Origin of the sequence: Paraburkholderia sp., assembly GCF_035656215.1 — a bacterium.
Lineage (GTDB): Bacteria > Pseudomonadota > Gammaproteobacteria > Burkholderiales > Burkholderiaceae > Paraburkholderia.
In genome coordinates, this window is the sequence record NZ_DASRSY010000475.1 from 1 (window position 1) to 25,316 (window position 25,316).

Here is a 25,316-nt window from a genome sequence, read left to right on the forward strand (position 1 = left end):
ACGCCACGACTTTGGTCGTGGCGTTTTTGTTTAAGCATTCGGTCGAGGCTTAGAACTGCCACCAAGACTTTTCCTTACCCGGTCTTGCATGACCCGTGACATACGGGCTGTCGGGGAAGGTACCGGCCAGAATACGCTTCGTATCGTCAGCCAGTTGCGGCTGATTCAGCTTCTCGTACGACAGCATCATGATGTGCAGTGCGTCTTCGATAGCCGGCGCGTTCTTGTATTCCTTCAACGCCAGTTGCGCGCGGTTGATCGCCGCGACATACGCGCCACGGCGGTAGTAATAATCCGCCGCGTGGACTTCGTGCGACGCCAGCGCGTTCACGATATAGCGCATGCGTTGCGCTGCGTCCGGTGCATACTTGCTGTTCGGGTACCTGTCGACCACAACCTTGAACGCGTCATACGACTCGCGCAGCGACTTCGGATCGCGCTCGCTCATGTCCTGGCCGGAGAAGCGGCCGAACAGACCGAGGTCGTCGTTGAAGTGGATCATGCCCTTCAGGTAATACGCGTAGGCGATGTCCGGGTGATCCGGGTGCAACTGGATGAAGCGGTCGATCGCCTGGTCGGCGGCGGCGTTTTCGTTATCTTTCCAGTTGCAATACGCGACGTTGATCTGCGCTTGCTGGGCAAAGTGACCGAACGGATCGCGACCTTCGAGCATCTCGAAATACTTGGCGCACTTGCCGTAATCACCACCGGCCAGAGCGTCGTTCGCCTCCGTATATAATTTGTTGTTGTTCCACGTAGCCGTCTCGTCAGTTTTTTCCGGCAAGCCGTGACAGGCCGCAACAACGGCGACGGCCGCGGCGCACGCAATGTATCCGGCCACTTTCCGGGCCGCCTTCTTGATGGCCGCCAAATTGATCGCCGCTTTAGTGATGGTGTTCAAGGCTCGCATTTTCCAGTCTAGCTTTACGTCCAGGTGACCCAGACTCAATGACCCGCTCAAATACTCCAGGCGCCGCAACCGGTGCCGGGAATAGCAACAAAGATTATAGCGTAAGCGCTGACCCCTCCGACGCGTTGGGCATCGATTCACTCGACGACGATCTCGGCAGCGACGCGCTTGCCCCCGCCGGCCCGCACAGCATGGTGCCGACGGTGGCGAGCCGCGTGGCGGACGAGACGCCGCGCAGCGTCGTCGTGCCCGACGAAATGGCCGGCGACCGCCTCGACAAGGTGATCGCCCGACTCTTTCCGGAGTTTTCACGTAACCGGCTGCAAAGCTGGATCGAGTCGGAGCGGGTGCACATCGACGGCAAGCCGGCAAAGATTCGTCAGCCGGTGCCGCTTGGCGCGACGATCGAGCTCGTGCCCGATCTGCTGCCGGAACAACTCGCCTTTACGCCGGAACCCGTGCCACTCGAGATCGTCTACGAGGACGACACGCTGGTGGTCATCAACAAGCCGGCCGGTATGGTCGTCCATCCGGCAGCCGGCAACTGGAGCGGCACCCTCCTGAACGGCCTGCTGTACCGTTATGGCGACGCCGCGGCAGGTCTGCCGCGCGCCGGTATCGTCCATCGGCTCGACAAGGAGACGTCCGGCCTGATGGTGGTGGCGCGCACGCTCGAGGCGCAGACCGATCTGGTGCGCCAGCTCCAGGCGCGTACGGTGAAACGCCGCTATCTCGCGCTGGTGTGGGGCAACATGCCTGAAGAAGGCACGATCGACGCCCCGATCGGCCGCGATCCGCGCGAACGCACGCGCATGGCTGTTGTGACGAGCGCATCGGGCAAAGCGGCGCGCACGCATTTCCGGCGCGTGGATACGGCGATCTGGCAGCGTCAGCCGGTCACCGCGATTCATTGCGACCTGGAAACCGGCCGTACCCATCAGATTCGTGTGCATTGCGCGCATATTGGCCATCCACTGCTCGGCGATCCGATCTATGGGCGCGCACGCGGCAAGCGCTCGGTGACGCCGCTGCCGGACGGTTTCGCGCGCCAGGCGCTGCATGCATGGCGCCTCGGCCTGATCCACCCGCAAACCGGCCGCACGATGCAATGGCGCGCCGATGCGCCGGAAGACATGCAGGTATTGTCGGCGGCGCTGGGCCTCGGGCGTGACGATGCGGGCGAGTTCGACGAGACGTATTACGAGGAAGACGACTACGACGCCTCGCCGGGCGACGTTTCGCCGGGCGACGCCTCGCCGGGCGACGCCTCGCTGTACGACGATGCCGACGAAGACGAAGCACACGGTGACGGCGATCACGACGAAAGCGACGACGATCACGACGAGGACGGTCACGCATGAGCTTGCCCGAGCTGAGCTTTGCCGATGTTGTGCAACCCGCGTGGAACGTGTCGCCGCGCGTGCGGGCGCTCGTCACCACGCGCAACGGCGGCGTGAGCGAGCCGCCGTTCGGCCGCTGGCAGAATGGCGCGGACCAGCCCGGTGGCCTGAATCTGGGGATGAAAGCCGGTGACGATCCCGTCGCGGTCGCAACTAACCGCGCACGCCTGCTGAGTCTGGCAGACGTAGGCGAGGCCGCGTGGCTCGAGCAGATTCACGGCGCCGGCATCGTGCGTGCTGAAGATGCGCTCGCGCAGACTCGCGCAAGCGGCACGCCGACACGTGCCGATGCCAGCGTCACCGATCGGCCCGGCACGGTGTGTGTCGTGATGGTGGCCGATTGCATGCCGGTGCTGTTGTGCGACGAAGCGGGCCGCGCGGTCGGTGCGGCTCATGCCGGCTGGCGTGGCCTGGCAGCGGGCATCGTCGAACAGACCGCGCAGCGCGTTGCCGATCTGGCCGGCGTGGAGGCCGGGTCGCTGCATGCCTACCTCGGCCCGGCGATCGGGCCCAGCGCGTTCGAGGTGGGTGCAGATGTGCGTGACACCTTCATGAAAGGCGTGGACGGCGCACAACGCGAGACCACAGCAAATGCATTCGTTCCGCATCCGCAAAACGCCGGCAAATATCTCGCCGATCTTGCTGCGCTGGCGCGTTTGCGCTTGCAGCGGCTCGGCGTGACACGCATTGTCGGCGGCGATCTCTGTACGGTCACGCAACGTGAGCGTTTCTATTCCTATCGCCGCGATCGCGAGACAGGCCGCATGGCTGCGCTGATCTGGCTGGACGATCAGGCGCAGATAATCGCGCAATAAATTGTCCACTCCGGCGCCCACCATGGTGGGCGCGACGCCTTCCTGCGAGCACGCGTATGAGGGTTTATTCGGAGGCGCGGCACGCTTTTTTGCTGCGCTGCCGGAATTTGCAGCGCACGCGTAAATCTGCCGCCAAAAATGTCCGCGAGCGAACGGATAAATGCACTTAAGCCCATGTCATATGGGAGCTTTTTTCGCCTGCGGCGGCATTTATCAACGTATGTTCCAAAGCGCGATCTGCTACACAGGGAAAACGATAATTAAAAAACTATCGCACTGCGGCAAAATCGGGAACAAGCATTGACATGCCTTGCGGTGGGGAGCAAGAATGTTCCTCACAGTTCCTCGTATATGGGGCAGGGCGTGACGAGGTCGCGAGCAATCGCCCCCGTGCGCATGAACCTGCCTCTCAACCCGTCCGCAAGGACTCACCGGTCAAAAGCAGGTATGGCAGCATCACATTCCTCAGCTTCCCCCAGCACGGGCTCCTCGACGGAGCATACGCAGCAGGCCGGTACGAGCGGTGCAACGTCAGCCGCAGGCATGCAGCAGTTATTCGACGCCTGGATGAACGCATGGCGTTCGCTCGGCACCCCGCCTGGCGGCAATGGCATGCCTTTCCCCATGCCGCAGATGCCCCAAGTGGGCATCCCTTCAATGCCGCAAATGGGCTTGCCGCAGATGCCGTCGTTCCCCGGCATGCCTGACTTCAGCAAACTGGCTGCTGGACCCCTACCGTCAATGCCGTCATTCGCCGGACTCAACGTTCCGAGCGCCGCGATTCCATCAGAGCGTCTGCAAAAGCTGCAAGCCGATTATTCGCGCGAGGCGATGGAGCTGATCCAGCAGGCCACCGGGTCCACGACGAAAGCCCCCGAACTCAAAGACCGCCGTTTCAGTTCCGATGCGTGGAGCGCGACGCCGGCTTATGCGTTTACCGCGGCGTGGTATCTGTTGAACGCGCGCTATCTGCAGGAAATGGTCGACGCGCTCGAAACGGAACCGAAGGTGCGTGAGCGCATCCGTTTTGCCGTTCAGCAATGGACCGCGGCGGCGTCGCCCAGCAACTTCTTCGCATTGAATCCGGAAGCGCAAAAGACCTTGCTGGATAGCCAGGGTGAGAGCTTGCGGCAGGGCGTGATGAATCTGCTGGGTGACTTGCAGCGCGGCAAGATTTCGCAGACCGACGAATCGCGTTTCGTGGTCGGCGAAAATCTCGCGAACACCGAAGGCTCGGTGGTGTTCGAGAACGATCTGATGCAGTTGATCCAGTACAAGCCGCGCACGGCCACCGTGCGCGAGCGGCCACTGCTGATCGTGCCGCCTTGCATCAACAAGTTCTACATTCTCGATCTGCAACCGGAGAACTCGCTGGTCGCGCACGGGCTCGATTCGGGGCATCAGGTGTTCCTGATTTCGTGGCGCAGCGCGGACGCATCGATCGCAAGCAAGACGTGGGACGACTACATCGGCGAGGGCGTGCTCAAGGCGATCAACACGGTCAGCAAGATCAGCGGCCGTGAGCAGATCAACACGCTCGGCTTCTGTGTGGGCGGCACCATGCTCGCCACGGCGCTGGCGGTGGCGGCCGCACGCGGCGAACATCCGGCTGCGTCGATGACCTTGCTCACCGCCATGCTCGATTTTTCGGACACGGGCGTGCTCGACGTTTTCGTCGACGAGGCGCACGTGCAGATGCGTGAGCAGACCATCGGTGGCAAGAATGGCAGCACGCCCGGATTGATGCGCGGCATCGAATTCGCCAACACCTTCTCGTTCCTGCGGCCGAACGATCTGGTGTGGAACTACGTCGTCGACAATTACCTCAAGGGGCGCACGCCGGTACCGTTCGATCTGTTGTACTGGAACAGCGATTCGACCAGTCTGCCGGGCCCCATGTACGTCTGGTATCTGCGCAATACGTATCTCGAGAATCGTCTGCGCGAGCCGGGTGCGCTGACCACCTGCGGCGAGCCGGTCGATCTCTCGAAGATCGATGTGCCCACCTTCATTTACGGTTCACGCGAAGACCATATCGTGCCGTGGCAAACCGCTTATGCGTCGGTGCCGCTGCTCGCCGGGCCGCTGAAGTTCGTGCTTGGCGCGTCGGGCCACATCGCGGGCGTGATCAATCCGCCGGCGAAGAAAAAGCGCAACTACTGGGCGCTGGAAGGCGACGTCAAGACGTTGCCGGAAAGCCCGGACGAATGGCTTGACCAGGCGGCCGAAGTGCCTGGCAGCTGGTGGCCCGAATGGACGACGTGGCTCGACCAGTATGGCGGCAAGAAAGTGAAGCCGCGCGCCGCAGCCGGCTCTGCTGAATTCCCGGTGATCGAGCCGGCGCCTGGGCGTTATGTGCGGCAACGGGAGTAGGTTTTAACGCGTCTGAAGGCGCGGTTGGTTTGGCGGTATGAATGCGCGTCTGAATGAGCAAGGGCGCAGGAACAACGATATTTTTAACTTGACGGGCTGCGGCGTATTTTGCCGATGTGCCCGGAGGATATGGAAATGACTGATGTTGTGATCGTATCGGCCGCCCGTACGGCAGTTGGCAAATTCGGTGGGTCGCTGGCGAAGATCGCCGCGCCCGAACTCGGCGCCGCGGTGATTCGCGCCGTGCTCGAACGGGCAGGGCTAAAGCCTGAGCAGGTCAGCGAAGTCATTCTGGGGCAGGTGTTGACGGCGGGCTCGGGTCAGAACCCGGCGCGTCAGTCGGTGATCAAGGCCGGACTGCCCACGGCCGTGCCCGGCATGACGATCAACGTGGTATGCGGCTCGGGCCTGAAGGCCGTGATGCTGGCGGCCAACGCGATCATCGCGGGCGATGCAGACATCGTGATCGCCGGCGGTCAGGAAAACATGAGCGCCGCACCGCACGTGCTGCCGGGCTCGCGTGACGGTTTCCGCATGGGCGACGCGAAGCTGGTCGACTCGATGATCGTCGACGGCCTGTGGGACGTCTACAACCAGTACCACATGGGTGTGACGGCGGAAAACGTCGCGAAAGAATACGGCATCACGCGCGAGCAGCAGGACGCGTTCGCGGCGCTGTCGCAGAACAAAGCGGAAGCCGCACAGAAATCGGGCCGTTTCAACGACGAAATCGTGTCGATCGAAATTCCGCAACGCAAGGGCGAGCCGCTGCGTTTTGCAACTGACGAGTTCGTGCGTCACGGCGTGACGGCTGAATCGCTGGGAGCTCTGAAGCCCGCTTTCTCGAAGGAAGGCACGGTCACGGCAGCCAACGCGTCGGGTCTGAACGACGGCGCGGCGGCGGTGCTGGTGATGTCGGCGAAGAAGGCGGAAGCACTCGGCCTCAAGCCGCTCGCGCGCATCAAGGCTTACGCCACCTCGGGTCTGGATCCGAAGGTGATGGGCATGGGCCCGGTGCCCGCGTCGCGCCGCTGTCTCGAGCGCGCGGGCTGGACGCCGGCCGATCTCGACCTGATGGAAATCAATGAAGCGTTTGCCGCGCAGGCACTGGCTGTGAATCAGCAGATGGGCTGGGACGCGTCGAAGATCAACGTGAACGGCGGCGCGATTGCAATCGGCCATCCGATTGGCGCGTCCGGTTGCCGGGTTCTCGTCACGCTGCTGCACGAAATGCAGAAGCGCGATGCGAAGAAGGGCCTGGCGTCGCTGTGTATCGGCGGCGGCATGGGCGTGGCGCTGGCGCTCGAGCGCGCTTAACGGAGCACAACCAGGCCAACCAGGCTCAAGCAGATGGATTTTGCAGGCGGTAAGCAGGGTTGCCGCGCATCACATGGCAGCAGGTGGTGCGCGGTGAGTAGTGGCCTCGTCGGCCGGTCGCCCGGCGGCAGTGGAGATGAAGCACAGGCGAGGGAAGAGGCAGCCGGTCGGCGCCTCGAAAACGATAACGGAGTGTAGTTTATGACACAGCGAATTGCGTACGTAACGGGCGGCATGGGCGGCATCGGCACGAGCATTTGCCAACGGCTGCACAAGGAAGGCCTCAAGGTGGTCGCAGGCTGCGGCCCGAACTCGCCGCGTCGTGTGAAGTGGCTCGAAGAGCAGAAAGCGCTAGGCTACGATTTCATCGCGTCCGAAGGCAACGTCGGCGATTGGGAGTCGACCAAGGCGGCATTCGACAAGGTCAAGGCAGAAGTCGGTGAGATCGACGTGCTGGTGAACAACGCCGGCATTACGCGCGACGTCGTGTTCCGCAAGATGACGCACGAAGACTGGACGGCGGTGATCGACACCAACCTGACCAGCCTCTTCAACGTTACCAAGCAGGTGATCGACGGCATGGTTGAGCGTGGCTTTGGCCGGATCATCAACATTTCTTCAGTGAACGGGCAGAAGGGCCAGTTCGGTCAGACCAACTACTCGACCGCGAAAGCCGGCATTCACGGCTTCACGATGTCGCTGGCGCAGGAAGTCGCCACCAAGGGCGTGACGGTCAACACCGTGTCGCCGGGCTACATCGGCACCGATATGGTCAAGTCGATCCGTCCGGACGTGCTGGAAAAGATCGTCGCGACGATTCCGGTGCGCCGTCTCGGTCAACCGCAGGAAATCGGCTCGATCGTGGCATGGCTTGCCTCGGACGAATCGGGTTTCTCGACGGGCGCTGATTTTTCGCTGAATGGCGGTTTGCATATGGGCTGAGTCATGGGCGCGCCGCTCACAAGGCGGCGCGTTTCTGCTCAGATGGTTCCGGCGGCTCTCGACTGTGCGATTGCACGATTGCCCAGTCGGCATGACGCCGTTTCCGCGCTCTACTCGCGCTCAAAGGCGTTACATGACCACTACTACAAAGAAAACAGCCGAACGATTGATTAAGAAGTATCCGAATCGTCGGCTCTACGATACCGAGACAAGCACCTACATCACGCTGACTGACGTCAAGCAGCTGGTGCTGGATCAAGAGGATTTCAAGGTCATCGATGCGAAGAGCAATGAGGACCTGACGCGCGCCATCCTGTTGCAAATCATTCTCGACGAGGAGAGTGGTGGCTTGCCGATGTTCTCCTCGTCGATGCTGTCGCAGATCATCCGTTTCTACGGTCATGCGATGCAAGGCATGATGGGCACGTATCTGGAAAAGAACATCCAGGCCTTCATCGACATTCAGGCGAAACTCGCCGACCAGTCGAAGAATCTGTACGAAGGCAAGGCGATGAACCCTGAAGTCTGGTCGCAATTCATGAACATGCAGGCGCCGATGATGCAGGGCATGATGACCAGCTATATCGAGCAGTCGAAGAACATGTTCGTGCAGATGCAGGAGCAGATGCAGACCCAGGCGAAATCGATGTTCGCCACTTTTCCGTTCACGCCGGGTGGTGCGGCGAATGCGGCTGGCGGTCCAGCCACGCCTGCCAATCCGCAAAGCAATCCGGAGCCGGAGAAGAAGTAACGGCGCAGAGCGACGCTAACGCGGCGGGCGCGTCTGCCGCGTCCACCACGCGGCAGGTGTGCGCATCGCGCCGAGGGGCGCCGTGCTACGGCGGTGCCCCCGCGTGCCGGGCCCAAGCGGGCGGCCGCGGGCGCGGTACAATCACGGGTTGCGTGCGTTACCGCCTGGTGTCGTCCTCGTGATCCTTATGATCCTGTCGCCTCCAGCTCTCGTCGCACGGTCCCCATTTGTCGCTGTCGCCACCGTTGCATGCCAGCCCCGCCTATGTCACAGACCCGTTTTCCTGCCGCGTCCGTGCCTTCGATTCCGAGGGCCGGAGTTGTCAGCCTTGACTGATCGTAAGATTCGCAAAAGCTGCTTAAGCGTCGTTCTCGCATGAGCCAGCTGTTTCTTGCGCCTATGGAAGGGCTTGCGGACTACGTGTTGCGCGATGTGCTGACCAGCACGGGCGGATTCGACGGGTGCGTGTCCGAGTTCGTCAGGGTGACGGGCTCGGTGCTGCCCGAGCGCGTCTACGAGCGAGATACGCCCGAAGTCCTCCACGGTGGCCGTACACCTTGCGGCACGCCGATGGTGATCCAACTGCTCGGCAGCGATCCTGAATGGATGGCCCTGAATGCGGCTCAGGCCGCCAGTTTGTCGCCACACGGACTGGATCTGAACTTCGGCTGTCCCGCCAAAGTCGTCAACCGGCATGGTGGCGGCGCGATGCTGCTGGCGCACCCAGAAAAGCTCAACCGGATCGTTTCGTCTGTTCGCGCCGCCGTGCCTGCCAGCATCCCAGTGACAGCAAAAATGCGGCTCGGCGTGTCCGATACTTCGCTCGCGATCGACTGCGCCACGGCGCTGGCGGAAGGCGGCGCGGCCTCCCTCGTCGTGCACGCCAGAACGCGTGACCATGGCTACCGGCCGCCGGCCCACTGGGAATGGATCGCGCGTATCGACGACGTCGTGGACGTGCCGGTCATCGCCAACGGAGAAGTCTGGACGGTGGACGGCTGGGAACGGTGCCGGGCGGTCAGTGGCTGTGCGGACGTGATGATCGGACGGGGCGCTGTGTCGGATCCTTTCCTGGCGCTGCGGATACGCGGACTGATGGACCGAACGCCATCCGGCGAGGAATGGCCGGCTGTGCTGGGTCATCTCGCCGGCTACCTGAAAAAATTGCAAGCCCGTCTCGCAGCACGCCATGAGCATGGGCGCGTCAAAATGTGGCTTAGCTATCTGAAGCGGACCTGGCCGCAGGCCGCCGAACTGCATACAGCCATTCGGCGCGTGCATGATTCGCGCGAAATTCTTGAGGTGATAGAGCAAGCCCTGGCGTTCAACAGTTTGATGTCGACGCATCAATGCGCATCCCCCGGCCTGCTCAACCCGGCAATGCCTCCCCACCTGGCCGACTGCACGGTCGCCGGCGCGGTACAATGAAGGGTTGCGTGCGCGGGATGTTGTCCGGGCTATGGTCTTTGTCACCATCAGACCCCTTGGCCTTGCCGCACCATCCCCATTTGTCGCCATCGTCACCGCTATACGCCGGACCCACCTATGTCGCAGACCATTTCCCCCACCGTGCCTACCCCTTCGATTCCGAAGGTCGGTTTCGTCAGCCTCGGCTGCCCTAAAGCACTCGTCGACTCCGAACAGATCATCACGCAGCTGCGCGCCGAGGGCTACGAGATCTCCGGCACGTACGCCGGCGCGGACCTCGTGGTCGTCAACACCTGCGGCTTCATCGACGAAGCGGTGCAGGAAAGCCTCGACGCGATCGGCGAAGCGCTCAGTGAAAACGGCAAGGTGATCGTCACGGGTTGCCTCGGTGCAAAGCAGAGCGCGAGTGGCTCAAACCTGATCGAAGAAGTGCATCCGAAGGTACTGGCCGTGACCGGCCCGCACGCGCTCGGCGAAGTGATGCAGGCTGTGCACAATCATCTGCCGAAGCCGCACGATCCGTTCATCGATCTGGTGCCGGCAGCCGGCGTGAAGCTCACGCCGCGCCACTACGCATACCTGAAAATTTCCGAAGGCTGCAACCACCGCTGCACGTTCTGCATCATCCCGTCGATGCGCGGCGACCTCGTGTCGCGTCCGGTCGCCGACGTGATGCTCGAAGCGGAGAACCTGTTCAAGTCCGGCGTGAAGGAACTGCTGGTGATTTCGCAGGACACGAGCGCATACGGTGTCGACGTCAAATACCGTACCGGTTTCTGGAACGGCAAGCCGATCAAGACGCGCATGACCGACCTGGTCGGCGCGCTTGGTGAACTCGCGGCGCAATACGGCGCATGGGTACGTTTGCATTACGTGTATCCGTATCCGAGCGTCGATGAAGTCATTCCGATGATGGCCGAAGGTCCGTTCAAGGGCCACGTGCTGCCGTATCTCGATGTGCCTTTCCAGCACGCGCATCCGGAAGTGTTGAAGCGCATGAAGCGTCCGGCCAACGCCGAGAAGGTGATGGAGCGTGTGAAGAAATGGCGCGAGATGTGCCCGGATCTGACCATCCGCAGCACGTTCATCGCCGGCTTCCCGGGCGAAACCGAAGAGCAATTTCAGACGCTGCTCGATTTCATCCGCGAGGCCGAGCTGGATCGGGTCGGCTGCTTTGCATACTCGCCGGTCGAAGGCGCGACGGCCAACGAACTCGACGGCGCATTGCCGGACGAAGTGCGTGAAGAACGCCGCGCGCGTTTCATGGAAGTGGCCGAAGAAGTGTCGGCCAAACGGATTGCGAAGAAGGTCGGCAAGACGCTGAAAGTGCTGGTCGACGAGATCAATGCCGACGGCGGCATCGGCCGCACGGCGGCGGATGCGCCCGAGATCGACGGCGTCGTGTATATCGCGCCGGCCACCAAGGCATCGAAGCGTTACAAGGTCGGCGATTTTGTGTCGGTAAAGATCACTGGCGCCGATGGCCACGACCTGTGGGGCGAGGTTTAAGCGATGACGGTGAGCATGACCGACACGCCGGTAGCCCGGCGCCCGGATAGCCGGCCTCCGGTAGCCCGGCGCCCCGAAATCCTCGCGCTCGGCGAGGCGATGATCGAGTTCAACCAGTCTGCTAAAGATCAGCCGAATTATCTGCAAGGCTTCGGCGGCGATACGTCGAACTTCTGCATCGCGGCAACACGGCAGGGCGCGAAGACAGGTTTCGTGTCGGCCGTCGGCAGCGACCATTTCGGGCGTCTGTTGATCGATTTGTGGGAACGCGAGCAGGTTGACACGTCGCTCGTGCGCGTCGACCCGCACGCGTCCACTGGGGTCTATTTCGTCTCGCACGGTCCGGAAGGTCACGCGTTCGACTATCTGCGCGCGGGATCGGCCGCGAGCCGCTACGCGCCTCACGATTTGCCGCTCGACGCGATCGCCGCGGCCAAAGTCATCCACCTGTCCGGCATCAGTCTCGCGATCAGTCTGAGCGCCTGCGACGCGGCGTTGGCGGCGATCGGGCATGCGCGAGCGAACGGCGTGCGCGTGAGCTTCGACACCAATCTGCGCCTGAAGCTGTGGCCGCTCGCAAGAGCACGTGCAGTGATGCTCGAAGCCATTCGTCAAACCGACATTTGCCTGCCTAGCTGGGACGACGTCACCGAACTCACCGGCTTGACCGGGCGCGACGAGATCGTCGATTTTCTGCTGTCGCACGGTCCGCGTGTCGTGGCGCTCAAGCTCGGCAAGGAAGGTTCGTACATCGCCACGCCTGACGAGCGGCGCGTCGTGCCGGGCCACGTCGTCAATGCAGTCGATGCAACCGGAGCGGGCGACTGCTTCGGCGGTGCGTTTATCGCGCGCATCGTCGCGGGTGACGATCCTTTTCAAGCGGCGCGTTATGCGAACGTCGCCGCGGCACTGTCCACGCAAGGTTACGGCGCGGTCGCGCCGATCCCTTTGCGCGCGACGGTCGAACCCATCCTGGGCGGCTGATCACAATGCGCTGCGAGGCGCGCCCCGCAGCCCGCCAAGGCAATTCATCTTGAGAGACTAAAGAGAGGAGCGAGCGATGCAACGGGACGTAGTGGTGGTAAGCGGTGTGCGTACGGCGATCGGCGGTTTTGGCGGCAGTCTGAAGGATTTTCCGCCGACCGATCTGGGCGCACGCGTCGTGCGTGAAGCACTGGCACGCGCGAGCGTGTCGGGCGACGAAGTCGGCCATGTGGTGTTCGGCAACGTGGTGCATACAGAACCGAAAGACATGTATCTGGCCCGCGTGGCGGCCATCAACGGCGGCGTCGCGCAACATGCGCCCGCGTTGACCGTCAACCGCCTGTGCGGCTCGGGCTTGCAGGCGATCATCTCGGCCGCGCAAAGCGTGCTGCTCGGCGACGCCGACATCGCGATCGGCGGCGGCGCGGAAAACATGAGCCGCGCGCCATATTCCATGCCGGCTGCGCGCTTCGGTCAGCGCATGGGCGATGCGCGTCTCGTCGACATGATGGTCGGTGCGCTGAACGACCCGTTCCAGTCCATCCATATGGGTGTAACCGCCGAGAATGTCGCGCGCAAGTACGAGATCTCGCGCGAAACGCAGGATGCGCTCGCACTCGAATCGCATCGCCGCGCGGCCAACGCGATTACGAGCGGCTACTTCAAGGACCAGATCCTGCCGATCACGATTCCGTCGAAGAAGGGCGACGTCGTGTTCGATACGGATGAGCACGCGCGCATGAACGCAACGGTAGAAGACTTCTCCAAGTTGAAGCCGGTGTTCGCGAAGGAAAACGGCACGGTGACGGCCGGCAACGCGTCGGGCATCAACGACGCCGCCGCGGCGGTCGTGCTGATGGAACGCAGCGTCGCTGAAAAGCGCGGTATCAAGCCGCTGGCACGGCTGGTTTCGTACGCCCATGCCGGTGTCGATCCGGCGTATATGGGCATTGGCCCGGTGCCCGCCACGCGCAAGGCGCTCGAGCGCGCCGGCCTGACGGTCGCCGATCTGGATGTGATCGAAGCGAACGAAGCGTTTGCCGCTCAGGCGTGCGCGGTCAGCAAGGAACTCGGCTTCGATCCCGCCAAAGTTAATCCGAACGGCTCGGGCATTTCGCTCGGTCACCCGATCGGCGCGACCGGCGCATTGATCACCGTCAAGGCGTTGTATGAATTGCAGCGGATCGGCGGCCGCTACGCGCTGGTGACGATGTGTATCGGCGGCGGCCAAGGCATCGCTGCGATTTTCGAACGGATCTGAGGCCGAGGCGGGGCAACGCGACGTAGTGCGACGCGTCGACTTTCCCCGCTAAACGAAGTCCGACAGTAAACGGGCAGCAGGTTAGTATTTAGCGGTATCAGGCAAGGAAAGAACGGATGCAGGAATCGAAAGCGATGAAGGGTGCGATGCGTCGGCGCGGTTGGACTGTCGCCCGGAGGGGCTTCCTTCGGGGCGCCCCCCAAGGAGGCTTCCTTTGGGGCGTAGTGAGCGTGGCCGCATTGCTGTGTGCTGGCGCCGGGGCTTTACTGCCGGTGCAGGCATGGGCGGAAAGCGACGCGGTGAAGGAGTTGGCGGCGCCCCCGCCGATTCAGTTGCCGCTCAGGCCGAGCCCCGAATTCGCGAAGTTTCCGCGCTATGCCGGCATGCTGGGCTCGCGTCAGATTGTGCTGCGGCTCGGCGCGAAAACCGACGACCCCGCCGGCGTGCATGGCGAGTATCAGTACACCGATACCGGCGAGGTGATCCTGATCGCGGGCGACCGCGACGGCGATACGCTCGAAGTCGAGGAATCGAACGACGGCACGCATATCACCGGTAACTGGGTGGGCAAGTTTGCCGCTGACGGTTCGGTGGCGGGCGACCGGATGAACGTCGACGATTCCGATCCGCAGCCCTTCGATCTGAAGCCGCTGGCGGCGGGGCAGGCGGTGCCGGCTGCCTCTACTAGTGCCGGTGCCGGTGCGGCGGCCAACAAGGCAGCGGTCACACCGCAGTCTTCTGGCGGCGCACCAGCAGCGCCCGCCTCGGCGACGAGCAATGGTCACGCCGTTGGCGGTGTTAGCAACCTGCAAATCGGCGAATAAAGCTACATACACCATGACCCAATCCAAACTCAAACGCGGGCTGCAAACCCGCATCGTGCGTGCCGAAGATCAGCTGACGCCGGGCTTCGAATCTTTCTCGATGCCGGTGACGCGCGCTTCGACGGTCGTGTTCCCCGATCTCGCGACGATGCGCGCGCTCGACTGGAAAAACGACGCGCAATGGCGCTATGGCCTGCATGCGACACCGACTTCGCTCGCGCTGGCGCAACGGCTTGCCACTATCGAGGGCGGTAATCACGCGTTGTTGCAGCCTTCGGGGTTGTCGTCGATTTCGAATGTGTACTTCGGCCTCGTGAAGGCCGGCGACGAGGTGCTGATTCCCGATAATGTCTACTCGCCGAACCGCGATCATGGCGACTGGCTGGCGCGCGATTTCGGCATCACGGCGCGCTACTATGATCCGATGATCGGCGCGGGCATTGCGGATCTGATCCAGCCGAATACGCGTTTGATCTGGCTTGAAGCGCCCGGTTCGGTCACGATGGAAGTGGCCGATGTGCCCGCCATAACAGCGGTGGCGCGTGCGCGCAATGTCGTCACGGCGATCGACAATACCTGGTCGGCGGGGCTCGGTTTCCGGCCGTTCGACCACGGCGTCGACATCTCGGTACAGGCGTTGACCAAGTACCAGTCGGGCGGCGGCGACGTGCTGATGGGCGCGACGATCACCGTCGATCGCGAGTTGCATCTGAAGCTGAAGGCAGCGCGCATGCGCATGGGTATCGGCGTGTCGTCGGATGACTGCTCGTTGATTCTGCGCAGCCTGCCGACCATGCAACTGCGTTTCGAACAGCATGACCGTGCGGCGCTTGGCCTCGCCACATGGTTGAAGACGCGTCCGGAAATTGCCGCGGTTTTGCACCCGGCGTTGCCTGATTGCCCGGGGCATGAGTTTTTCAAGCGTGACTTTACGGGTGCGGGCGGCCTGTTCTCAGTCGTGTTCGACGCACGTTACAGCGCGGCGCAAATCGACACGTTCTGTGAGTCGCTCGAACTGTTTTCGCTCGGCTGGAGCTGGGGCGGCGCGCACAGTCTTGCGATGCCGTACGACGTTGCCTCGATGCGTACGGAAGGTGAATGGCCGTATCGCGGCACGTTGGTGCGGTTCTATATCGGACTGGAAGAAGAGGCCGATTTGCGCGCGGATATCGAACAGTGTCTGGTGGCGCTGGGTTAAACGCCTGCACAGGTTGTTGAAGGTTGAAATAAAAAGCCCGTCGGGATCTCGTCCCGATGGGCTTTTTATTTGTCAAGATAGCCAGTAAGCCTAACCATTCGGCCGAATGGTCGACATGGGATATCGACGCTACGATGGTGCGCACCATGACTAACAACTACCGCACGATGGTGAGCTTCGATGAATCTATTATTCTGGATGTTGCTGAATCTTGGCGTGCCGATTGTCGGCCCGATCTTTACGCTAGCGCTCGTCGCACCCACGCACGGCTGGCGCGTCGCGAGGGCGTTGATCGCCGCATCAGTGAAAGACGGCCAACTGTTCTGGTGTGCGATCGGTCTGTGCGCGGCGGCGGCCTATGAGGCGGTGACTGCGCTGGAGCTTGGGCGTGGCGCGGTGCCTGTGCTGGAGGGCGCCATTGTCGGATTCTGCATCCTGGCGTTCGCCTGTTCGAATATCGTGATGTTGTCTTTGGTCAATACACGCCATGATCAGACGGCCACACGCATTCGTGACGGGCGGGAACGGTTTGCTGCGGGGGCATTGTCGCGTGTGGTCATTGCGATTTCGATTCTTGCAACATCTCTTGCAGCTACTCTGTTTGCAATCCTACACGTGCATATGATTTAGATTTTTTAGATAACGCAGCTCTTATACTGATCTCCTTTTAGGAGGCACTCATGCATAAACTATTCACGTTTCTGGAATCTGACGAAAACTACGCCCTTGTTCTGAAGTGGAATGGCGTCGTGATCGGAGTCACTGGAATCTCCATGTTGGGCATGTTCCTGATTGCCCATCTCAACAAATAATTCTCGTACCGGCGCTGGCCGCCTTTGCACCAGCCAGCGTAAATTTGAAGCTTCAGAACAATCGCAGCAACCCATCCAGCCCAACGTGGTTGAACGCCACGCTGGCTGCTTCGCGCACCACCGGCTTCGCGCGGAATGCTACAGAAAGTCCCGCAGCGGCCATCATTTTCAGATCGTTCGAACCGTCGCCCATCGCAATCGCGCGGGTCGGCTCGATGACCAGTTGGGCGCACGTCTCGCGCAGTGTGCGTGCCTTCACGTCGGCGTTGACGATCTCCCCGACTACGTTGCCGGTCAACTTTCCATCAACGATTTCGAGCGTGTTCGCGCGCGTGAAATCGAGGCCGAGCCGTGCCTTCAGCTTCTCGGTGAAGAACGTGAATCCGCCGGACACCAGCAGCGTTTTCAATCCCGCCGCTTTCGCACCGGCCAGCATCTGTTCGGCACCCGGCGAGAGTTGCAGCCGTTCTTCATAAACGCGTTCGAGCGCGCCGGCGTCGAGTCCTTTGAGCAGCGCCACACGGCGCGTCAGGCTCTCGTTGAAGTCCTTGATTTCGCCGCGCATCGACGCTTCCGTAATCGCGGCGACTTCTGCTTTCAACCCGCAGAAGTCGGCGATTTCGTCGATGCATTCGATTGTGATCAACGTCGAGTCCATGTCCATCGCGACGAGGCCGAAGTCACGAAACTGGCGGCCGGCTTCGACAAACGCATAGTCCAGTTGATGCGTGTCGCAATAGACTTCGAGGTCGGCGCGCTGCGCAATGTTCGCATCTGCTATGCGAATCGCGTTTGCGTCGATGACGGCGGCGCGCGAGCCGCGCGCGAGCGCGACGAGCGTTTTGTGGTGGTCGGCGGAAAGGGGCGCGGTGCTTTGGATGACGAGGTTCATGGACGACCCATTGACGCAGAAAAGGACGGGCGCGCGACGCGCGCGAGAAAATTCCGTCATTGTAACGGTTCGGTGGCATGCGACTGCCTGGGCAGCCTACAACCGGGCAGAAGGCTATCGACCCGACAATAGACAATATAAGCGCCTCGCCTGAAAACTTGCCGTGCAGCCAGCCGCATACTGCCGCCACGCAATCCCCCGTGCAATCATCAGACGCCCACGTCATACTGGCGCTTCGAACGACGCCTCGCAACCATCGACGTAGCCATCGAGCCTATCGAGCCCGCAGCGCCTATGAGGCACGCAGCACACCGCGCACGATAAGCATTGGCACCCGCGACGAGGCGCACCACCACGGAGACAAGTCATGCCCCCTGCGACCGCCAGCGACGCGTCCACCCTTGCGCGCGACTTCGATCTGCGCCATCTGAGCCCCGCGTTCTACACCGACCCATACCCGGTCTACCACGCGCTGCGCGCCCATGAACCGGTCAAGCGCATGCCGGACGGCTCGCTCTTTTTGACGCGTTTTCGCGACGTTCAGGCGGTCTACCGCGATCCGAAAACCTTCAGTTCCGACAAGACCGTCGAATTCAAGCCGAAGTACGGTGACTCACCGCTCTATACCCATCACACCACCAGTCTCGTCTTCAACGATCCGCCGCGTCATACGCGGGTGCGCAAGCTGATCGCCGGCGCGCTGACCGCGCGCGCCATCGCGGCTATGGAACCGGGCCTGATCCGCCTCGTCGATGGCTTGCTCGATGCTGCCGCGGTGCGCGGCCGGATCGATCTGATCGGCGAGTTCGCGTCGGCGATTCCGGTCGAGATCATCGGCAATCTGCTGGATGTGCCGCACGCCGAGCGCGAGCCGTTGCGCGACTGGTCGCTGGCGATACTCGGCGCGCTCGAGCCGTCGTTGAGCGAAGCGCAACTTGAACGGGGAAACCGCGCAGTCAGCGAATTCGTCGATTATTTGCGCGATCTGGTGGCGCGGCGCCGTCGCGAACCCGGCGATCCGCAGCACGACGTGCTGACGCGCCTGATCCAGGGCGAAGAGGGCGGCGAGCAGTTGTCGGAAGCGGAGCTGCTGCAAAACTGCATCTTCATCCTGAATGCCGGTCATGAAACCACTACGAACCTGATCGGCAACGGTCTCGTTACGCTCGCCGATTGGCCGGAACAGCGCGCCGCGCTACGGGGCGAACCGTCGCTTATCGAGTCGACGATCGAAGAGTGTTTGCGCTTCGAGAGCTCGAATCAGCTGGGCAATCGGATGGCAACTGCCGACACGGAGATCGGCGGCGTCGCGGTTGCACGTGGTACGCCCGTCACGCTGTGCATCGGCGCGGCCAATCGCGACCCCGAGCAGTTCGCGGACCCGGACCGCTTCGACATCCGCCGCGATCCGAACCGGCATCTGGCGTTCGGCTTCGGCATTCATCAGTGCGCGGGGTTGTCGCTCGCGCGACTCGAGGCACGCATTGCCGTGGGGCGCTTCGTGCAGCGCTTTCCGGCGTATCGGCTCGACGGCGAACCGACGCGCGGCGGACGGGTGCGGTTTCGCGGTTTCGCAGCGGTGCCGGTCGAGCTTGAGCCGGCGAGCAGCGATTGACGCGGCTGGTCAAACGAGGTGCCGTGACAGGGGCAGGACGCAGGCTGGACATTGCGCGATGCTCGCACGCGGCCACTGCGATTGCTAATCTAACTTCGCTGGGGCACCTTTCCGCGTGCGCCGACTCCTGCGGCGTCCTGCACGGCGGACCGCGGCTGCGATCGAGCTACACAGGCGCAGAACGCCGTATCTTTTGCCGACATAACGCAAGACTTACAGCCGGTGCCGATCGCGGCCAGCACGGCGCCGCGCCAGCCCCGGTGTCCAAACCGTGGCACGCTTGCTGCTTCGTCGTAGGTCCTAGGCCTTGGGGAGCGCACGATGGCACACATGATCTGGAAGGGCGCAATCAGCTTTGGCCTCGTCCACGTACCGGTCCAGTTGTATCCGGCGACGCAGTCGGAGAAAGTCGGCTTCAATCTGCTGGATAAGCGCACGATCGATCCGATCGGCTACAAGCAGATCAATAAGCGCACCGGCAAGGAGGTGACGCGCGAGAACATCGTGCGCGGCTTCGAGTACGAAAAGGACCAATACGTCGTGCTGTCGGACGACGAAATTCGCGCGGCCAATCCCGAGTCGACGCAGACGGTCGACATCCTCGCATTCGTCGACGCCCCTGACATCTCGTTTCTCTATCTCGACACGCCGTACTTTCTGACACCCGAGCGCAAGGGTGAAAAGGTGTACGCGCTGCTGCGCGAAGCGATGAAAGCGTCGGGCAAGATCGGCGTGGCGAGCGTCGTGCTGCACAACAAGCAGCATCTCGCGGCGCTGATTCCAGTCGGTCCGGTGCTGGCGCTGAACACACTGCGCTGGGCCGACGAAGTGCGCGACTTCGACGAATTCAAGTTGCCGGCCGAGGGTATGAAGGCGGCCGGTGTCACCGCACGCGAACTCGACATGGCGAAAAAACTGATCAACGACATGAGCGATAAGTGGGATCCATCGCAATACCACGACACGTTCCGCGACGACATCATGGCGTTGGTCGACCGAAAGATTCGCGCGGGTAAGACCGAGGAAATCACCGAAGTCGAGACGCCGCGCGAATCGCGTCGATCCGCCGACATTCTCGATCTGTCCGATCTGCTCAAGCGCAGTCTCGGCCGTGGCAAAGGCAAGCCGACGGCGGGCGCGCACAAGCATACCGGGGACGATGACGAGGAGGCCGGCGATGCTGAAGCGGCCGCGCCAGCCCGCAAGAAGCCTCGTTCCGCGAGTACGAGCCGCGGTGGTGGCAAGAGTGGAGGCGCCAGTGCCAAGGCGGCGCCGGCGGCACGCAAACGGCGTGCGGCCGCCTGAGCGCGCACTTGATCGATCTCACTTGATAGATAACCCGGCGCTAACACGATCCGCTAAGAGTTCACCTCCATGAACGACAGGCTTGATCTCTACAACCGCAAGCGACGCTTCGACAAGACGCCGGAGCCATCGGGCGCTCCTGCGCGTAAGAAAGCTGACCTCAGGACGGCGCCGCGCGCATCGAACGAGGCGCTGTCGTATGTGATCCAGGAGCACGACGCGCGTCGCTTGCATTACGACTTCCGGCTCGAATTGAACGGCACGTTACTGTCATGGGCGGTGCCCAAGGGGCCGAGCCTCGATCCGTCGGTGAAACGGCTCGCGGTGCATGTCGAAGATCATCCTGTCGTGTATGGCTCTTTCGAAGGTGAAATCCCGCCTGGTAACTATGGTGCGGGAACGGTGATCGTGTGGGACCGCGGGACATGGGAGCCGGTCGGCGGCGCGGCGGAGGCGGCCCGATCGTATAAGGCTGGCAAGCTCAAATTCCGGCTCTTCGGCGAAAAACTGCACGGCGGCTGGACGCTGGTGCGCAGTCATATGCGCGGCAGCGGTGACAAGGAGCAGTGGCTGCTGATCAAGGAGCGCGACGACGAGGCCCGCGATGAAAGCGAATACGACGTCCTGAAGAAGCGTCCGGGCAGCGTGCTGGGCAGCAGGGGCGCAGGCTCTCCGAAGCGCGCTGCAAGGAAGACTGCGAGCGAGTCTGCACACGGGAGCGCAAGCGCAAAGAGGGCGGCGAGCACAACGCGCGCGACGAGTGCAAAGACGGCAGCGGACAGGTCCACCGCCACAAGCTCAAGCACCGCCAGCAAGAGCCGGACAAAAGCTGCCTCGTCAAGCCGCGCCGATCCGAAAAAAACCGACATCGTGTCGACCCGCAGCGCGCAGTCGCTGCGCGAGCTTGCGGCATCGCCCGCGATCGAAGGCGCGGTCAAAGCCGCGTTGCCGGCCACCTTCAAACCGAAACTGGCGACACTCGTCGACGCCGCGCCGCCCGGCGATGAATGGGCATACGAAATCAAGTTCGACGGCTACCGCGTGCTGGCTCGCATCGATCGAAAGGCGAAGTCCAGCGCGGTCAAGGTGTTCACGCGCGCCGGCAACGATTGGACCGGGAAGTTCAGCAGGCAGGTGAAAACGCTTGAACAACTCGACATCGAAAGCGCATGGCTCGACGGCGAAGCCGTGGTGCTCGATGAGAACGGCGTGCCGGGTTTTCAGGCGCTGCAAAATGCGTTCGACTCGAACCGCCCGCAGGACATCGTCATTTATCTGTTCGACATTCCGTTTCTGAACGGCTACGACTTGCGCGGTGTGCCGCTCGAACAACGCCGGGCGATCCTGCGCGCGTTAATGGACGGGGACGACGACAGCGTATTGCGCTTCTCCAACGACTTCGCGTTCAGCGCCGACGATCTGCTGAAGAGCGCATGCGACATGGCGCTCGAAGGCATCATCGGCAAACGGCGCGATAGCGACTACACGTCGGGGCGCTCGTCGGTGTGGATCAAATTGAAATGCCGACGGCGCCAGGAGTTCGTGATCGGCGGCTATTCGGAGCCGTCGGGTAGCCGTGCGGCGTTCGGTGCGCTGTTGCTCGGCGTCTACGATGGCAAAGGCAAATTGCAATACGCCGGACGTGTCGGCACGGGCTTCGACGCCGCGTTGCTGCGCTCGGTCAAGAAAGCGCTCGATGCGCACGAGATCAAGCGCATGCCGTTCGCCGCCGCGCCGCGCGAGCGCAGCCGCACACCAGTGCATTGGGTCGAACCGGCGCTCGTCTGCGAATGCAATTTCGCTGAATGGACGAGCGATGGCATTGTGCGGCAGGCGTCGTTCGTGAGTCTGCGCAACGATAAACCGGCGCGGCAGATCATCAGGGAAACCTCCCGTAAAGGAGCCGATGTGCAAGAGCAAACCGATACCGCATCCGATGCCGTGCCGAAGAAACGCAGGACGAAAAAGACCATCGAGACTCCCATAGCAGAGCCGGTTAAAAAAAGCGTAGCGAAGACGTCTGCAACGAAAGCGCCAGCGACGAGAGTCGCAGCAGCGAAGACGCCGGCCAAAAGCACGCTCTCAGCGAAAGCAGCAGCAACCAGGACGCCAGCAACACAAGCCGCCGCGAAATCAAAAACCGCCGCGACGTCAGCCGAAGTCGCCGGCGTCCGCGTGTCCCATCCCGACCGCATCATCGACAAAAGCACCGGCACCCGCAAAATCGATCTCGTGCAGTACTACGAATCGGTCGCCGACTGGATGTTGCCGCATCTGCGGGACCGGCCGGTGTCGCTGGTGCGCGCGCCGGAGGACATCGGCGGCGAATTGTTTTTCCAGAAGCACAGTCAGAAGCTGTCGATTCCGAACGTCAAGCAGCATCCCGGACTCGACCCGGGCCATCCGCCGCTGATTACCGTCGATACGCTCAAAGCGCTGGTCGGCGCCGCGCAAATGGGCACGATCGAATTTCACACGTGGAATGCCGTGGCGTCGAACATTGAAAAACCTGATCGCATGGTGTTCGATCTCGACCCCGACGCGTCGCTCGGGTGGGAGCGGATGATCGAGGCCGCTCAGCTAACGCGCTCGCTGCTCGAAGAACTCGGCCTGACTTCGTTCTGCAAGACGAGCGGCGGCAAAGGATTCCACGTGGTGGTGCCGCTCGCGAAGCACGCGGGCTGGGACGACGTGAAGGCGTTTTCGCAAGCCGTCGCGCAGCATATGGCGACGACATTGCCCAAATACTTCAGCGCGAAGATGGGTGCGCAGAATCGCAAGCAGAAGATTTTTGTCGATTATCTGCGCAACAACCGCGGCTCGAGTACGGTGGCCGCATTTTCGGCGCGCGCCCGGCCGGGCCTGGGCGTTTCCGTGCCGCTCTCGTGGGACGAAGTCGCCACGACGACGAGCGGCGATCAATGGACCATCGAAAACGTGCATGAGCGTCTCGAAGACCTCAAGCGCGACCCGTGGGCGGACTACGCGAAGACGCGTCAACGCATCACCGCGGCAATGAAAAAACGTCTGGATGACGCGGAGTGATCGCGATCCAGCCGGCGTCATTCAACAACCTGAAAGAGGAGCAAACCATGAAGACCTCTCCGCAATCGTCCGATGGCGACAAGCAAGCGGATCCGCAGGCAAAGAAGCATCCGGGTTCGCCCCAGGAGGCGTCAGCGCCGCTGCCGCATGAAACCGATCAGAGCCCGGAATCGCAACACGAGGACGATGCGCGTCACGTCGGCAAGCAGGCGCATAGCGACACCGAACGCGGACTGAAGGACACGGATCGCCGCGGCGGTGACGAGTATCAGCAGAAGACGCAGAACGACGCGCACACGAACGTCAATTCCGATGACAAAGCAGGCGGCGGGCGCGGCAAGCATTGACGGTGCATGCGCGCTGATTCGCTGGGAAACGTCGCGATGTTTCGATCCGGCGCGTCCACACATTCGCGGCCGCAGCCGAGCTGCGAGCCGGCTCCTGTGCACTCGCGGCTACGCGATGAGGGTCAGCGCCCTGATGCGGTCCGGCGTTGGGCGCCCCCGAACTCATTCCGGCCTGGCGTCCCAATAAATTCAAAAAGATGTTTCAGCCATTATGACGGTTTTATAAGAATACGAAGCGCCGTAGGATGACGTCAATGCGATCGATTGCCCGCACGGCGCCAGGCGTCGGCGGCAACGATCGCCGGTTTCTCAACCTCATCTGAAAGAACAGGAGCTGTGATGAAAGCCGTAGGCCTCACTCGTTATTTGCCAATCGATCAAGCCGAATCGTTGGTCGACGTCGACATCCCCAAACCCGAAGCCACCGGCCGCGATCTGCTGGTGAAAGTCGAAGCCATTTCCGTCAATCCGGTCGACACCAAGGTGCGCGCCCCGAAAGACACCGTCGAGAAAGCGCCGCGCGTGCTCGGCTGGGACGCCGCCGGCACGGTGGCGGCGGTTGGGCCAGACGTCACGCTGTTCAAGGTCGGCGACGCGGTTTTCTATGCCGGCAGCATCACGCGGCCGGGCGCGAATAGCGAATTCCATCTGGTCGACGAGCGCATTGTCGGGCGCAAGCCGGCGTCGCTCGATTTCACCCACGCGGCTGCCTTGCCGTTGACCGCGATCACGGCCTGGGAGGCGCTCTTCGACCGCCTCGGCGTGTCGCCGCAAGGCGCCGACGAAGGCCGCACGGTGCTGATCATCGGCGGGGCGGGCGGGGTCGGTTCGATCGGCATCCAGTTGGCCAAACAACTTGCGAAACTGAAAGTGATCGCGACCGCCTCGCGTCCTGAATCGGCGAAGTGGGCGACGGAGCTGGGCGCGGATCACATCGTCGATCACTTCGGCGATATGCCCGCGCAGTTGAAAAAGCTCGGCATCGACCAGGTCGATTACGTGCTGATCTTCAACGATACCGACAAGAATTTCCCCGCTGCCGCTGAAGTGCTCAAGCCGCAGGGCGGCATCTGCACGATCGTCGAAAATAGCCGGCCGTTGCCGGTCGAATTGTTGAAGGCGAAAAGCGCGGCATTCCACTGGGAGTTCATGTTCACGCGTTCGATGTTCAGCACGCCGGACATGATCGAGCAGCATAAGCTGCTGACCGAAGTAGCGCGTCTTGTCGATGCCGGTACGTTGCGCACGACGGTGGGACAGGATCTCGGCAAGATCAACGCTGCGAATCTGCGCCGTGCACATCAACAGCTCGAAGAGGGGCGCGCGATCGGCAAGCTGGTGCTGACGGGCTTCTAAACAGCGCAATAAACGCTTCACCGCAAGCGGGGTAACACCCGATTCGTATGAAGCGCGCGCAGCGCCGCTTGGCGGTAGACTGGTGGGGCATCATGCTAAAACAGTTGCGTGTCTCGCGGCCCGTCTGGCCGGGCCTCAAGCCGGCATCATCAGGCTTCAAGGCTTTGGTCAGGCGGTGCATCGGCAGTAGCGCTTATGCGAGCGCGCAGCGGCACAACAACGAGGTGACAGT

At 62.2% G+C, this 25,316-nt stretch carries 20 protein-coding genes; 18 read left to right on the plus strand and 2 right to left on the minus strand.

Annotated features, from left to right (window positions below; genetic code table 11):
• Window positions 1–49: 49 nt before the first annotated feature.
• Complete coding sequence (locus tag VFE81_RS27920) at window positions 50–910, minus strand: outer membrane protein assembly factor BamD (protein WP_325047671.1); 861 nt, start codon at window positions 908–910, stop codon at window positions 50–52.
• 38 nt (window positions 911–948) lie between these two features.
• Here VFE81_RS27920 and VFE81_RS27925 point away from each other — a divergent pair, with 38 nt between their 5' ends.
• The 13 genes from VFE81_RS27925 to VFE81_RS27985 all read left to right on the plus strand — a co-directional run bounded on the left by VFE81_RS27925 (window position 949) and on the right by VFE81_RS27985 (window position 16,342).
• Window positions 949–2,271, plus strand: a complete 1,323-nt coding sequence (locus VFE81_RS27925; RefSeq protein WP_325047672.1) for an RluA family pseudouridine synthase — start codon at window positions 949–951, stop codon at window positions 2,269–2,271.
• Window positions 2,268–3,125 carry a peptidoglycan editing factor PgeF gene (pgeF, locus tag VFE81_RS27930; RefSeq protein ID WP_325047673.1) on the plus strand — a complete coding sequence of 286 codons (858 nt, stop codon included), beginning with the start codon at window positions 2,268–2,270 and terminating at the stop codon, window positions 3,123–3,125. The genes VFE81_RS27925 and pgeF overlap by 4 nt, the downstream gene beginning before the upstream one ends.
• Window positions 3,126–3,668: 543 nt before the next feature.
• Window positions 3,669–5,498 carry a class I poly(R)-hydroxyalkanoic acid synthase gene (phaC, locus tag VFE81_RS27935; RefSeq protein WP_325047674.1) on the plus strand — a complete coding sequence of 610 codons (1,830 nt, stop codon included), beginning with the start codon at window positions 3,669–3,671 and terminating at the stop codon, window positions 5,496–5,498.
• A gap of 135 nt (window positions 5,499–5,633) precedes the next feature.
• Entirely contained in the window at window positions 5,634–6,815 is a 1,182-nt protein-coding gene (locus tag VFE81_RS27940) for an acetyl-CoA C-acetyltransferase (RefSeq protein ID WP_325047675.1), read from the plus strand.
• A 201-nt stretch (window positions 6,816–7,016) separates the two neighbouring features.
• Complete coding sequence (locus VFE81_RS27945; protein WP_325047676.1) at window positions 7,017–7,757, plus strand: 3-ketoacyl-ACP reductase; 741 nt, start codon at window positions 7,017–7,019, stop codon at window positions 7,755–7,757.
• 133 nt (window positions 7,758–7,890) lie between these two features.
• Window positions 7,891–8,508 carry a polyhydroxyalkanoate synthesis repressor PhaR gene (gene phaR / locus VFE81_RS27950; RefSeq protein ID WP_325047677.1) on the plus strand — a complete coding sequence of 206 codons (618 nt, stop codon included), beginning with the start codon at window positions 7,891–7,893 and terminating at the stop codon, window positions 8,506–8,508.
• A gap of 375 nt (window positions 8,509–8,883) precedes the next feature.
• Window positions 8,884–9,936 (plus strand): tRNA-dihydrouridine synthase, encoded by a 1,053-nt coding sequence (locus VFE81_RS27955; RefSeq protein ID WP_325047678.1) that lies wholly within the window; start codon window positions 8,884–8,886, stop codon window positions 9,934–9,936.
• 117 nt (window positions 9,937–10,053) lie between these two features.
• Window positions 10,054–11,445, plus strand: a complete 1,392-nt coding sequence (gene rimO / locus VFE81_RS27960) for a 30S ribosomal protein S12 methylthiotransferase RimO (RefSeq protein ID WP_325047679.1) — start codon at window positions 10,054–10,056, stop codon at window positions 11,443–11,445.
• Between the two features lie 15 nt (window positions 11,446–11,460).
• On the plus strand, window positions 11,461–12,429 hold the full coding sequence (locus VFE81_RS27965) for a sugar kinase (protein WP_325047680.1): 969 nt from the start codon (window positions 11,461–11,463) through the stop codon (window positions 12,427–12,429).
• A 76-nt stretch (window positions 12,430–12,505) separates the two neighbouring features.
• Window positions 12,506–13,690, plus strand: a complete 1,185-nt coding sequence (gene bktB, locus VFE81_RS27970; protein WP_325047681.1) for a beta-ketothiolase BktB — start codon at window positions 12,506–12,508, stop codon at window positions 13,688–13,690.
• 116 nt (window positions 13,691–13,806) lie between these two features.
• Entirely contained in the window at window positions 13,807–14,514 is a 708-nt protein-coding gene (locus VFE81_RS27975; protein ID WP_325047682.1) for a hypothetical protein, read from the plus strand.
• Between the two features lie 13 nt (window positions 14,515–14,527).
• Window positions 14,528–15,712: a cystathionine beta-lyase gene (locus tag VFE81_RS27980; RefSeq protein ID WP_325047683.1), complete on the plus strand. Its 1,185-nt coding sequence runs from the start codon at window positions 14,528–14,530 to the stop codon at window positions 15,710–15,712.
• A gap of 180 nt (window positions 15,713–15,892) precedes the next feature.
• Window positions 15,893–16,342 carry a hypothetical protein gene (locus VFE81_RS27985; RefSeq protein ID WP_325047684.1) on the plus strand — a complete coding sequence of 150 codons (450 nt, stop codon included), beginning with the start codon at window positions 15,893–15,895 and terminating at the stop codon, window positions 16,340–16,342.
• Window positions 16,343–16,576: 234 nt separating this feature from the next.
• Here VFE81_RS27985 and serB read toward each other — a convergent pair whose 3' ends face one another.
• Entirely contained in the window at window positions 16,577–17,416 is an 840-nt protein-coding gene (gene serB / locus VFE81_RS27990) for a phosphoserine phosphatase SerB (protein WP_325047685.1), read from the minus strand.
• A 367-nt stretch (window positions 17,417–17,783) separates the two neighbouring features.
• Between serB and VFE81_RS27995 the strand changes: the two genes are divergently transcribed.
• From VFE81_RS27995 to VFE81_RS28015, 5 genes are all read left to right on the plus strand, one after another.
• Entirely contained in the window at window positions 17,784–19,031 is a 1,248-nt protein-coding gene (locus VFE81_RS27995) for a cytochrome P450 (RefSeq protein WP_325047686.1), read from the plus strand.
• Window positions 19,032–19,352: 321 nt separating this feature from the next.
• Entirely contained in the window at window positions 19,353–20,336 is a 984-nt protein-coding gene (locus VFE81_RS28000; RefSeq protein WP_325047687.1) for a Ku protein, read from the plus strand.
• Between the two features lie 69 nt (window positions 20,337–20,405).
• Window positions 20,406–23,381, plus strand: coding sequence for a DNA ligase D (gene ligD / locus VFE81_RS28005; protein WP_325047688.1), 2,976 nt, complete (start codon window positions 20,406–20,408; stop codon window positions 23,379–23,381).
• A 47-nt stretch (window positions 23,382–23,428) separates the two neighbouring features.
• The gene (locus VFE81_RS28010) at window positions 23,429–23,728 is read left to right on the plus strand and encodes a hypothetical protein (protein ID WP_325047689.1); all 300 of its coding nucleotides are present in this window, start codon (window positions 23,429–23,431) and stop codon (window positions 23,726–23,728) included.
• A 339-nt stretch (window positions 23,729–24,067) separates the two neighbouring features.
• Entirely contained in the window at window positions 24,068–25,084 is a 1,017-nt protein-coding gene (locus tag VFE81_RS28015) for a zinc-binding alcohol dehydrogenase family protein (protein ID WP_325047690.1), read from the plus strand.
• Window positions 25,085–25,316: the final 232 nt, after the last annotated feature.